The 12,297-nt window shown below is 64.0% G+C and carries 13 protein-coding genes; 4 read left to right on the top strand and 9 right to left on the bottom strand.

What is annotated here, in order from left to right; translation table 11 throughout:
* The first annotated feature begins 12 nt into the window (after positions 1–12).
* Genes AKN83_RS17295 through AKN83_RS17280 form a run of 4 tightly spaced genes read left to right on the top strand, consistent with a single transcriptional unit; the run spans position 13 to position 4,175 of the window.
* Positions 13–573: a TRAP transporter small permease gene (locus AKN83_RS17295; protein ID WP_157113426.1), complete on the top strand. Its 561-nt coding sequence runs from the start codon at positions 13–15 to the stop codon at positions 571–573.
* Positions 570–1,859: a TRAP transporter large permease gene (locus AKN83_RS17290; protein WP_050405273.1), complete on the top strand. Its 1,290-nt coding sequence runs from the start codon at positions 570–572 to the stop codon at positions 1,857–1,859. The genes AKN83_RS17295 and AKN83_RS17290 overlap by 4 nt, the downstream gene beginning before the upstream one ends.
* 40 nt (positions 1,860–1,899) lie before the next feature.
* Positions 1,900–2,943, top strand: a complete 1,044-nt coding sequence (locus tag AKN83_RS17285) for a TRAP transporter substrate-binding protein (protein ID WP_050405272.1) — start codon at positions 1,900–1,902, stop codon at positions 2,941–2,943.
* Positions 2,940–4,175, top strand: a complete 1,236-nt coding sequence (locus tag AKN83_RS17280) for a CaiB/BaiF CoA transferase family protein (RefSeq protein ID WP_083992097.1) — start codon at positions 2,940–2,942, stop codon at positions 4,173–4,175. The genes AKN83_RS17285 and AKN83_RS17280 overlap by 4 nt, the downstream gene beginning before the upstream one ends.
* Here the strand turns inward: AKN83_RS17280 and AKN83_RS17275 are convergent, their stop codons facing one another.
* The 9 genes from AKN83_RS17275 to AKN83_RS17235 all read right to left on the bottom strand — a co-directional run bounded on the left by AKN83_RS17275 (position 4,176) and on the right by AKN83_RS17235 (position 12,261).
* Positions 4,176–5,030 (bottom strand): HpcH/HpaI aldolase/citrate lyase family protein, encoded by an 855-nt coding sequence (locus tag AKN83_RS17275; protein ID WP_050405271.1) that lies wholly within the window; start codon positions 5,028–5,030, stop codon positions 4,176–4,178. It lies immediately after the preceding gene.
* Between the two features lie 3 nt (positions 5,031–5,033).
* Complete coding sequence (locus tag AKN83_RS17270; protein ID WP_050405270.1) at positions 5,034–5,489, bottom strand: MaoC family dehydratase; 456 nt, start codon at positions 5,487–5,489, stop codon at positions 5,034–5,036.
* Positions 5,490–6,266, bottom strand: coding sequence for an enoyl-CoA hydratase/isomerase family protein (locus AKN83_RS17265; RefSeq protein ID WP_050405269.1), 777 nt, complete (start codon positions 6,264–6,266; stop codon positions 5,490–5,492).
* On the bottom strand, positions 6,263–7,483 hold the full coding sequence (locus AKN83_RS17260) for a CaiB/BaiF CoA transferase family protein (protein WP_050405268.1): 1,221 nt from the start codon (positions 7,481–7,483) through the stop codon (positions 6,263–6,265). Before AKN83_RS17260 ends, AKN83_RS17265 begins: the two co-directional genes overlap by 4 nt.
* A gap of 27 nt (positions 7,484–7,510) precedes the next feature.
* Positions 7,511–8,227 (bottom strand): ABC transporter ATP-binding protein, encoded by a 717-nt coding sequence (locus AKN83_RS17255; RefSeq protein WP_063695383.1) that lies wholly within the window; start codon positions 8,225–8,227, stop codon positions 7,511–7,513.
* Positions 8,224–8,982, bottom strand: coding sequence for an ABC transporter ATP-binding protein (locus tag AKN83_RS17250; protein ID WP_050405267.1), 759 nt, complete (start codon positions 8,980–8,982; stop codon positions 8,224–8,226). The genes AKN83_RS17255 and AKN83_RS17250 overlap by 4 nt, the downstream gene beginning before the upstream one ends.
* Before the next feature lie 2 nt (positions 8,983–8,984).
* Positions 8,985–10,004 (bottom strand): branched-chain amino acid ABC transporter permease, encoded by a 1,020-nt coding sequence (locus AKN83_RS17245; RefSeq protein ID WP_050405266.1) that lies wholly within the window; start codon positions 10,002–10,004, stop codon positions 8,985–8,987.
* Positions 10,001–10,903, bottom strand: coding sequence for a branched-chain amino acid ABC transporter permease (locus AKN83_RS17240; protein ID WP_050405265.1), 903 nt, complete (start codon positions 10,901–10,903; stop codon positions 10,001–10,003). Before AKN83_RS17240 ends, AKN83_RS17245 begins: the two co-directional genes overlap by 4 nt.
* A gap of 98 nt (positions 10,904–11,001) precedes the next feature.
* Positions 11,002–12,261, bottom strand: a complete 1,260-nt coding sequence (locus AKN83_RS17235; RefSeq protein WP_050405264.1) for an ABC transporter substrate-binding protein — start codon at positions 12,259–12,261, stop codon at positions 11,002–11,004.
* Positions 12,262–12,297: the final 36 nt, after the last annotated feature.

Here is a 12,297-nt window from a genome sequence, read left to right as displayed (position 1 = left end):
ACGGAGCCCAAATTGATCAAGACCAGCCTGAAGACCCTGACCGCCATCGAAAAGGTGACCTCGGCCATCGCCGCGGCGATGATGTTTGCGATCATGATCATCGTTTTCTCCGATGTCGTGATGCGCTACGTGTTCAACCAGCCATTCTCCTGGGCTTATGACCTGATCTCGCTCTACGTGATGGCCGGCGTGTTCTTTCTCTCGCTCTCCGGCACCTATGCGGTCAACGGCCATATCAGCGTCGATATTCTGCTGCCGCGCTTCTCGGCTATCGTCCAGCGCCTCTGCGTCATCATCTCCAATCTCGTCGGCCTTGCGATCTTCGTTCCGATCGCCTGGCTCGGTTATCAGCGCGCGCTCGACAATTATGTCTCGGGCGACGTGATGGCCGGCGCGATCCCATGGCCGACCTGGGCGTCCTCGATCTTCGTGCCAGTCGGGGCGGGAATTCTCGCGCTGCGCCTTGCCGTTCATCTCATTGCCAATACCGCAAGCCTCCTGACCGGCGAAAACCTGCTGCCGCTGCCGGCCATCTCCGGCCATTCGGAGAAGGCTACCGGAGGTTTCGAATGATTCCGACCTTCATCCTTGCGCTGCTGTTCTTCCTGCTGGCGATTGGAACGCCGGTCGCATTCGCCATGGCATTCTCCGGCGGGCTCGGCCTCTATCTGACCGGCGGCCTGCCGATCCTGCTCGGCGTGCTGCAAACGACGCCGCTGTCGGCGGTCACCTCCTACGAGCTGATCACGATCCCGATGTTCCTGTTGATGGCAGACCTGGTGCTGCTGTCGGGCGTCGCCGACGACCTGTTCAAGACCGCAGCAGCTTGGGTCGGACGCATCCCCGGCGGTCTCGGCATGGCAACTGCGTTGGCCGGCGCCGGCTTCGGCTCGATCTGCGGCACCAGCACGGCCTCCGCCGCGACGCTGTCGTCGACCAGCCTGCCCGCGATGATCCGACAGGGCTATGAGCCAAAAATGGCGGCCGGCGTCGTCGCGATCTCGGGCACGCTTGCAATGCTGCTGCCGACTTCGGTGGCGCTCGTCATCTTCGGCCTGCTTGCCGAGGTGAACATTGGAAAGCTCCTGATCAGCGGCATCATCCCGGCGATCTTCGTCACTATCATCATCATGTCGACGATCTATATCCTGGTGCTGCTCGATCCCACGCGCGCTCCGACGATTTCGGCGGTGACATGGTCGGAGCGGTTCAGCCTGCTCTGGCAGGTCAGCCCGATGGTGGTCCTGTTCTCGATCGTCACGGGCACGATCTATCTCGGCATCGCGACGCCGACGGAAGCCTCGGCCTTCGGTGCGTTCGGGGCCTTCTGCCTCGCCTGCTGGAAGCGCAAGATCAACCTGACCTCGCTCTACACGACGTTACGGCATGCCGCCCAGGGCACCTGCATGATCGTGCTGATCATCATGTGCGCACACATCTTCGGCTACTTCTTCACCCTCACCCAGGTTACGCAGAACATCGTCAGCTGGGTCGGCGGGCTCGACGTCTCGCGCTGGATCATCATCACGCTGATCCTGTGCGGCTATATCGTGCTCGGCTCATTCATGGACCAGATCGCGATCCTGGTGCTGACAGTTCCGATCGTGCTGCCGCTGATCAAGTCGCTCGGCTTCGACCCGATCTGGTTCGGCGTCATCAAGATCGTCACCGCCGAGGTCGGCATGATCACACCGCCAATTGGGCTGAATTGCTTCATCGTCGCGCGTTATGCTCACCGCCCCGTCGGCGAGGTGTTCCACGGCACGTTCCCGCATTTCATCGCGCATCTGATCGCAATCGCCATTTTCGTGGCATTTCCGGAGATCATCCTCTGGCTGCCGAACCATATGCAACATTGAAGAAGCCGCCGGTCGAGACGGCCATCTCTGGGAGATCATGATGAATTTGCATTCCCGCTTCCTCGCCGGCGCCGGCGTCGCCACAGTCCTGCTGGCGGCTTCCGCATCCTCGGCCTTTGCCCAGGAGAAGATCACTCTGCGCCTTGCCGACAGCCTGCCGTCGGGCCACGTGATCCACGAGCTCGTCGGCAAGCCGTTTTCGGAGCTCGTCACCAAGCTGACCAACGGCCAGGTCACGTTCCAGCACTTCCCGGCGGAGCAGCTCGGCAAGGCCAAGGACATGGCCCAGCTCACCGCGCTCGGCGTTGCGGACGTCTCCTACATCGTGCCGTCCTATTCGTCGGACAAGTTTCCGCTGACGGCTGTCGCCGAACTGCCCGGCATCTTCGACAACGAATGCCAGGGATCGCTCGCCTTCTACAAGATCTCGCACAATGGCGGCATCCTGGAGACCAGGGAGTTCACGCCGAACCAGCTTCGCCCGCTGGTGACGCTCGCACTGCCGGCCTACCAGGTCCAGCTTGCCACCAGCCGTGATGTGAAGACGGCAAAGGACCTCGAAGGCCTGAAGATACGCACCACCGGCGGTGCAATGGATCTGATGATGCGTTCGATCGGCGGCGTGCCGGTTCGGATGGCCGCGCCCGAGATCTATGAATCGCTGACCCGCGGCACGCTGGATGGCCTGATCTTCTCCTACCAGAGCTCGGCGTCCTACGACTTCGGCAAGATCCTGAAGTCCGGCACCGAGGGGCTGAACTTCGGCACCGCGATCTTCACCTATTCGATAGGCGAGTTGAAGTTCAAGTCGCTGCCCGAGAACGTGCGCAAGGCGCTGGTCGAGGCCGGCGAACAGACCACGCGCGAGGCCTGCAAGCGGTTCGAGGACGGCGAGAAGGCCGCAGCCGAAAAGATCAAGTCGCAGGGCATGAAGGTCATCAACTTCAGCGCCGACGACAAGAAGGTGTTCGACACCGCCTTCAAGTCGGTGGCGCAGGATTGGGTGAAGGACGTCGACAAGCGCGGCAAGCCGGGCAGCGACGTCTTCAAGGCCTTCATCGAAGCACTGGCCGTCACCCATTGAGCCAGGCACCGACGAGAGAAAAACCATCCGCGCCGGCGGGCCCGCTCGCCGGCGTCAAGATCATCGACGTCACCAGTGTGATGATGGGACCCTACGCGACCATGATCCTTGGCGACTACGGCGCCGACGTGATCAAGGTCGAGAGCCCCGATGGCGACGTGATGCGCCACGCTGCCCCGATGCGCCATCCCGCGATGGGCGCAATGTACCTGCAGGGCAATCGCAACAAGCGCTCGATCGTACTCGACCTGAAGAAGGCCGGCGGCCGCGCCGCGCTGCTGCAACTTGCCGCGGACGCCGACGTGTTCGTTCACAACGTTCGTCCTGCGGCGATGGCGCGGCTGAAGCTCGGCGCCGACGATCTCCTCGCCAAGAATCCGCGGCTCGTCTATGCCAGCCTGCACGGCTTCGGCGAGACCGGACCCTATGCAGGCCGACCCGCCTATGACGATTTGATCCAGGGGCTGACCGCCCTGCCCGCGCTGACCGGAGGGATCACCGGCGAGCCGCGCTATTCTCCGGCGACCATGGCCGACCGCATCGTCGGTCTCAATGCCGTGCACGCCATCCTGGCCGCGCTGTTCCATCGCGAGCGGACCGGCGAAGGCCAGGCGATCGAAGTCCCGATGTTCGAGACCATGGCGCAGTTCGTGCTCTGCGATCACATGGCCGGCCGCAGCTTCGAGCCGCCGATCGGGCCGCCGGGCTATTCCCGGCTGCTCTCGCCCGACCGCCGCCCGTACCGGACCAGCGACGGCTACATCTGCGCGCTGGTCTATTCCGATAAGCAGTGGAACGCGTTCTTCGCCAAAATCGGCCTTGCTGATAAAGCCGACCGCGACCCGCGGCTGAACAGCATCTCTGCGCGAACCCAAAACTACGACTTCGTCTACGACTGGTTCTCGCAGATGATGAAGACCCGCAGCACCGCCGAATGGATGCGCTTCTTCGAGGAGGCCGACATCCCGCATGCGCCGCTGCACGATCTCGACAGCCTGATCGACGATCCGCATCTGGCAGCCGTCGGGCTGATCCAGCCAGTGGAGCATCCGACCGAAGGCACGCTGCGGGTGGCCGGCCCAGCGGCGACCTGGAGCCGGACGCCGCCATCGATCCGAACCTATCCGCCGAACCTCGGCGAGCATGGCCGGGAGATCCTGCGCGAGGCAGGGCTTGCGGAGGCGGAGATTGCGGCCCTCCTCGAGGAGGGCGCGCTGATCGAACCCGGCTGACTATTTTCTGCGCGACGCCAGGATCTTCTCGGCGGCGCGCAGATGCGGCTTGTCCAGCATCTTGCCGTCCATTCTGGCGACCCCTGACGGATTGTTGGCGAACGCAGCAATCACCCGCTCCGACCATGCGATCTCCTCGTCGGTCGGCATGAAGGCCGCGTTGACGACATCGACATGCTTGGGATGGATCACGGCCTTGGCAAGGAAGCCGTCCTGTCGCGCGGCAATCGCCTCGGCCTTCAGCGCATCGAGATCGTTGATGTCGGTGGCGATGGTGTCGATCGCAACCACGCCGGCGGCGGCCGCGCCGATCAGGCACAGATCGCGGGCAAGAATGAACGGCGAGTGATAGCGGCCGTCGGTGCGGTTGCGGGTTGCGCCGAGCGAGGCCGCAAGGTCCTCCGCGCCCCACATCATGCCCCACAGCCGCGGGCTCATATTCTCGAAGTCGAGGATTTTCAGCACCGCCCGCGCCGTCTCGGTCGCCACCGTAACGATCCGTGTGGTGCCCTGCGCGATACCTGAGGCGGCCTCGAATGCATCGAGATAGAGCGCGAGCTTGTTGACATCGGCGGCACCCGCGCATTTCGGCAGCACGATGCCATCGGGCCTCCCGGGCATCACGGCAGCCAGATCACCCAATGTCAGGTCGGTGTCGAACGCATTGACGCGGATGTACATCTTCTGGCTCGGATTGCGCGCATCGAGCATTTCGCGCGTGATGTCGCGCGCGACGACCTTCTGCTCCGGCGCGATGGAATCCTCGAGATCGAGGATCAGGGCGTCGGCCGCGGTCTTCTTCGCGCTCTCATACTTCCGGGTGCTGTCGCCGGGAACGAACAGGAACGATCGCATCGTTTACGCCTTCGGCTTGCAGTGCATCAGGCCAGTGCGGCGGCAGCTTGCCACCACCTCGCCGCGCTGGTTGGTCATAGTGTGCTCGAACTCGACGATGCCCTGGGTCGGCCGCGACTTGCTGGCGCGCTTGCCGATAATTTTGGTGTGCGCCTTCAGCGTGTCGCCGTGGAACACCGGCTTCGGAAACTTGACGTCGGTCATGCCGAGATTGCCGACCGTGGTGCCCAGCGTCGTGTCGTACACGCTCATGCCGATCATGATACCGAGCGTATAGAGGCTGTTGAACAGCCGCTGGCCGAATTCGGTCTTCTCCGAGAAATGCGCGTCGATGTGCAACGGCTGCGGATTCATGGTCAGGAGGCTGAACATGGTGTTGTCCATCTCCGTCACGGTTCGGCTGAACTCGTGATGGAATTCCTGCCCGACTTCGAACTCTTCGAAATACAATCCAGCCATTTACCGTCCCTTGTAGTTGGGCGTTCGCTTTTCAACGAACGCATTCAGCCCTTCCTGGCAGTCTTCCGTCGACGCGACCACCACGAAGCTTTCCGCCGTGTTCTCCACTGAACGACGGAAATCGGCATCGACGGCGCGCATGAAGGCGTCGCGGCCGATCTTCATCACGATGGGTGATTTCGCCGCGAGCTTCCGCGCGATCTCGCGGGCCCGCTCCAGCGCGGTACCCTTCGGCACCACTTCGCTGAGCAGCCCCATGCGATAGGCGGTTGCGGCGTCGAACGGCTCGCCGAGGAACAGCGGGCCGAACGCCTGGTGCTTTCCCACCAGCCGCGGCAGCTGTACGAAGTGGATCGCCGGGATCAGGCCGACATCGATCTCGGGATAGCCGAAGGTCGAGCCGTCGCCCGCGACGATCATGTCGCAGGAGATCGCGATCGTCATGCCGCCGGCCCGCACCGCGCCATCGACCGCCGCAATCGTCGGCTTGCCCATGCGGTACTGCGTATCGTTCAGCGCGAAATACAACCGCTCGAGGAATGCCTTGGTCTCGATCGCGGGCTTGCCCCTGACGATGTCGAGGTCGAGGCCGGCACAAAACACCTTGTGCGCGCTGCTGATGATGACGGCGCGTACCGCGTCATCATCGCGCGCTTTCGCGAGCGCGGCCAGCAGCGCGTCGATCAGGGGGATGCTGAGCGCATTGACCGGCCCGCGATCCAGCACGATCTCCGCGATCTGGCCGCTGACCGAATAACGAATAAGTTCCGTGCTCATGATGTCTTGCCTCCTGTCATCGCTTTGGCCTGCCGCACCGCACCCGACAGGAGCAAGCCGTCGATCTCGGCGGAACCAAATCCAGCCTCCGTCAGCACCGCGCGGCTGTCCTGCCCGACGTCCGGCGCCGGACAGAGGTGGTCCTCGGACAGGCTCGCGGTCCCCGGGGTACGCGGCGAATACACCGCGCCGACGCCGGGCGTATCCTGGCGGACCGACGCCCTGACAGCCTCGACGTGAGGGTTGCGCAGCCATTCGCCGGGATTGAGTATCCGCTCCGCGATGATATCGGCGCCGTGCAGCCGCGTCAGCCAGGTATCCGTCGGCTGCGCCAGGAACACCTCGCGCAGCTGCGGGATCAGCGCATCGGCAGCGTCCGCGCGCCGGGCGAAGTCGGCGAAGCGCGGATCGGTGGCGAGATCCTCGCGGCCGATCGCACCGCACAGCCGCTTGTATTGCGGCTCGTTCACCAGCGTGACCATCATCCAGCCGTCCTGCGTCTGGTAGGTGCCGGCCGGCACATTGAGCGCGCGCGGCGCACCGCCCTCGAGGATGAACTCCGCGACCTTGTGCCCAAGCAGCGCCGACGTCGACTGGCAGAGATTGACGTCGATCCAGCGGCCGGTGCCGACCGTCGCACGCGCGAACAGGGTGGTCGCAATCGCCTGGAACGCATAGACGCCGGTGACGACGTCGGAGATCGTGGTGCCGACCCGGTGCGGCACACCGTCAGCGCCGACATTGACCGAGACCAATCCCGAGAACGCCTGCGCCACCGAATCCGAACCCGGCCGCTTCGAGTACGGCCCGCTCTGCCCGAATCCGCTGACCGACAGATAGATCAGACCCGGATTGTCGCGCGACAGGCTCTCATAGCCGAGCCCGAGCCGCTCTGCGACGCCGGGGCGAAACCCCTCGATCAGCACGTCGGCATCGCGCGCCAGAAGCTGCGCGATCGCGATCCCATCCTTGTGCTTCATATCGAGGCACAGGCTGCGCTTGCCGCGGTTGTAGACCGCCGACAGAGTCGTGTGATTGCCATAGGTCGTGCCGAGGTAGCGCGACCAGTCGCCCTCGGGCGGCTCGACCTTGATGACGTCGGCGCCATAGACCCCGAGCAGCATCGCGCAATAAGGCGAGGCGATCCCCTGCCCGAAATCCAGCACTTTCAATCCGCGATACGGCGCTTCGTGCGTCGGCGTCAACTTGCCCGCCATTTGTCCTCCCATGACACTCGAAGGGCCCTACAGCGCCAGGTAACGCTGCCGGATGTTGTCGTTGGCCTTCAGCTCTTCGATGGAGGATGTGTAGACGATCTGTCCCTTGTCGATAACCGTCGCGTGGCTCGCAAGGCCAAGGCAAAAATGCATGTTCTGCTCGGCGATCAACACTGTGGCACCGGTGCCGCGGAGCTGCCGCAACAGCTCGCCGATGCGCTGGACGATGATCGGCGCCAGTCCCTCGCTCGGCTCGTCGAGCAGCAGCAGCACCGGATTGCCCATCAGCGTGCGGGCGATCGCCAGCATCTGCTGCTCGCCGCCGGACAGCCTACCCGCGATCCGCTGCCGCAGCGGCTCCAGCAGCGGAAACACGTCGTAGACGCGGCGGATTGACCACTCGTCCTCACCGTCCGGCCCCTTCTTCTGGCCGATGACGAGATTGTCCTCGACCGTATGCTCGGGGAAGATCTGGCGGTCCTCCGGCACGAAGCCGAGCCCGGCCCGCGCGATGTGGTGGGGCCTCATGCCTGACACGATCTGACCGCGCAAGGTCACCTTGCCGCGGCGTGCCGGCGCCAGCCCCATGATCGCCTTCATCGTGGTCGACTTGCCGGCCCCGTTGCGGCCGAGCAGCGCCATGGTCTCGCCCTTCCGCACCGAGAGGTCGACGCCGAACAGTATCTGGCTGGTGCCATAGTAGACGTCGAGGCCCTCGACCAGCACCACCGGCTGCGCGCTCATGCCACCGCTCCCGCGTGATGGTCGCTGCCGAGATAGGCCTCGATGACGGCTTCATTCCTGCGGATCGCGTCCGGCGTCCCGGTCGCCAGAATCCGGCCGTAGCACAGCACGACGATCTCAGGCGCGATCTTGAACACGATATCCATGTCGTGCTCGATGAACACGACCGTGATCTTCTGCTTCTCCCAGAGTTCGCGCACCTTGTCGATCATCCTCCAGCGCTCTTCAGTTCCCATGCCGGCGGTCGGCTCGTCGAGCAGCAGCACCTTGGGATCGAGCACCAGCGCGAGCGCGATGTCGAGCAGTTTCTGGTCGCCATGCGACAGCGTCGCCGCGGTCCTGTTGCGTTTGCCGGCAAGGCCGAGCAGCTCCATCGCATGCTCCGCGCGGTCGCGCGTTTCGGCCAGTGGAAAGCGGCGATGCATCACACCGGCGCGGTGCTGATCGGCACAGACTGCCGCCAGCATCGTCTCCTCGACCGTCAGCGACGGGAAGATGCTCGCGACCTGGAAGGCGCGGCCGATACCGTGGCGCACGATCTCGGGCGGCGTCTTGCCCGCCATGTCGATGCCATTGAGCAGGACCTGCCCGGCGTCCGGCCGCAGCGCGCCGGTGATCAGGTTGAAGAAGGTGCTCTTGCCGGCGCCGTTGGGGCCGATCACCGCGGTGAGCGAGCCATCGGCGAAGTCGAGCGAGACGTTATCGGTCGCCTTGACGCCGCCAAACGATTTCGAGAGGGCGCGTATCTCCAGCATGGCTAACCGCGCCCCTCGCCGCGACGCTGCGCGAACCATTCGACGACAAAGTCCATCAGGCCCTTCCGCAGGCCGACGGCAAAGAACAGGATCACGATGCCGAGCACGATGCCGTGGTACTCGGTGATGCGCGTGACGGTGTCATTGAGGATCAGCAGCAGCACGGTGCCGACCATCGGACCGAGGAAGGTGGTCACGCCGCCAAGCATGTTGATGAAGATGCCCTCGCCTGAGATCGTCCAGTAGGCGAATTCGGGATAGGCCCCGGAGACGAACAGCGCCATGATGATGCCGCCTGTGGCGGCGAACAGCGCCGCCAGCACGAAGATCACGAGCTTGGCGCGCCAGACATCGATGCCGATGAAGCTCGCCCGCGTCGCGTTGTCGCGGATCATGCGCAGCGTGTAGCCGAACGGCGACTGCGCGATCTGGCGCATCAGCAGCAGCCCGACCACCAGCAACGCGCAGCTCGTGATGTAGAGATGCAGATGGTTTGACAGGTCGATGCCGAGAAACGGCGGCCGCGGAATGCCGCCGCGCAGGCCCTGGTCGCCGCCGGTCAGCGATTGCCACGACAGGATGGTCGAGTGAATCAGCATCTGGAACGCCAGCGTGACGAAGGCGAAATAGATCTCCTTCAGCCGCACGCAGATCGCGCCGATGACGACGGCGACGACGCAGGTCATCGCCAGCGTGGCGACAAAGGCAACCGGAATCGGCACACCGGTCTTCTGCATCATGAGGCCGAAGCCATAGGCGCCGAGGCCGAAGAACATGCCGTGCCCGAACGAGATCAGGCCGGTGTAACCGACCAGAAGGTTGAGCGACGTCGCGAACAGACCGTAAGCTGCACAACGGATCACGAAGTCGAGCAGCTGCTTGCTGCCGAACACCATCGGGAGCAGCGCGAGCACGGCAAACGCCGCGAGCGCGACCAAAAGATCACGATAGCGCTGCGGCCTAGCGTCGATCCGGGGCACTTCCAGCGGCTGCGCGCCCTGACCTGCCTGCAACTCGGTCATGCGACCTCCTTGCCGAACAGGCCAGTCGGACGCGACACCAACACGATCACCATGAAGAGATACATCAGCCCTTCGGTGAACAGCGGGAAGCCGAGCGAACCGAACGAGCGGATCAAACCGATCAGCAGCGCGCCGATCAGCGCTCCCAGGATCGAACCCATGCCGCCGATCACGGTGACGATGAAGGATTCGATCAGCACCGAGAAACCCATGCCAGGCGTCAGCGAGCGCACCGGCGCGGCGAGCGCGCCCGCCAGTCCCGCCAGCATGCCACCCAGCGCGAACACGCCGCCGTAGATCAGCCCGGTGTTGATGCCGAGCGCCGACACCATCCCGGGATTATGCGCGGCCGCACGGATCACTTTGCCGATCCGGGAGCGCGCCAGCCCTAGCCCGAGAACAGCGGCAGCAGCGAGCGCTACGCCGATCAGCAGCAGATAGTATGGCGGCACCACGCCGCCAGCGATGAACAGCGGTGGCACCTGGAATGCGGCCGGCATACCCATCGACTTGAACTCAGGACCCCAGATCATGCGGACGACGTCATCGAAGATCAGCACGAAGGCGTAGCACACCAGAAGCTGCATCAGCACGTCGCGGCCATAGACCCGGCTCATGAACGCGCGCTCGAAGACCAGGCCGAGCAGCGCAGTGCCGACGGCACCGCTCAGGATCGCCAGCGCAAAGCTGCCGGTGAGTTGATAGGCCGTCATCGCGAAATAGGCGCCAAACATGTAAAAAGCGCCGTGGCTGAAGTTCACCACCTTGAGCACGCCGAAGATCAGCGTCAGCCCGACGGCGACGAGAAACAGTAGCATGCCGATGATTAGGCCGCTGGTGGTCTGCGTCACCAGGCATGCAGGACTGGTAAGGCAACTGGCGAGCGCGTCGAGGTCCACGAGAAATCATCCATTACGGCGGGCCGCAACGCCGGCGCGCGACAAGCATCAGACGACAGGCGGAAACAGCGGGCTGCTGCCTCCGCCTTTGCATGCGATCAGGTGTAGCCCTTGCTCTTCTTCCACTCGGCCTCGAGCTCGAAGATGGCTTTCCAGTCCCCAGCCTTCACGTCAGGCACGTAAGGCTCCTGCGGGATCGTGGTTCCCCAGCCGATCGCGTAGCCGACCAGCGTATGGTCGTCGGCGCGCATGGTGACGGTGCCATCGGCGCCGAACGGACACTTGATCGTGAGTCCGGTGAGCACCTCCGCAACCTTCTTGCCGTCGGTCGAGTTCGCCTTCTTGACGGCCTCGCTGAGGAACATGACGGCCGTCGCGTTCTGCCAGGACCAGTTGGTCGGATACTCGTTGTACTTCGCCTTGTAGGCATCGCCCCAGGCCGCGTTCTCCGGCGTCGGCGGGAATGTCTTGATGTAACGGTCGCCGGAGTGGATGCCCTTGGGCAGGTTCTTCACCACCGTGAGTGCGGTGTAGTCGGCCATGTTGACCGCGAACACCTCCATCTGGGCGAACATCGCGTAGATGTTGGCCTGGTCGATATAGGAGGTGAGATCGCCACCCCACAGACAGGAATAGAGCGCCTGCGGCTTGGCCTGCAGGATCTTGGTCACCACCTCGGTGTAGTCGGGCTGAAACAGCTTCGGCCATGATTCGCTGATGATCTCGACATCGGGTGCGAACTTCTTCAGATACAGCACGAACTCGCCGGTGGTGTCGCGGCCATAGGCATAGTCGGGCGAGCAGGTCGCCCACTTCTTTAAGCCCTTTGCCTTGGCGATCCCGGCTGCGTAGCCCGCCCCCACGATCGAGTCATGGATACCCTGTCGCACGCAACGGAAGGCGTTCGGGATGTGCTGCTTGGGATCGGCCGTCAGCGACGACGCTTCCGAGCAGGTATGGATGCAGAGCACGCCGAGATCGCGCGCCACCTCGTGAACCGCAAACGATCCCGACGACGCCTCGCCGTCGAGCAGCATCTCGCAGCCGTCGGTGTTGACGAGCTCGCGTGCGATGCGCGCAGCTTCCTGCGGCTGTCCCTTTGAGTCGCGGATCACCATCTCGATCTGCCGCCCGGCAAGGCCGCCGGCGGCATTGATCTTCTCCACTTCCAGCAGCACCGCGTTGCGCGAGGACGTGCCAAGCTGCGCGACGCGGCCCGACAGGATGGTCGGCATGCCGATCTTGATCGTCTTGGCCTGTGCGCGCGCCACCCACGGCGCGGCAAAGGTCGCCGCACCGACGCCGATCAGCGCAAGCGTCGAGCGCCGGCTGATGCCCGGTTTCCGGGTCCTCGTCATGTTCCCCTCCCTGTCGGGTTGGCTTTCCCAAATCCC

The organism is Bradyrhizobium embrapense (assembly GCF_001189235.2).
In the GTDB taxonomy this organism is placed as follows: Bacteria; Pseudomonadota; Alphaproteobacteria; order Rhizobiales; family Xanthobacteraceae; genus Bradyrhizobium; species Bradyrhizobium embrapense.
The sequence above is the reverse complement of the archived record's forward strand: the minus strand, read 5'-3'. Positions and strand labels throughout refer to the sequence as shown.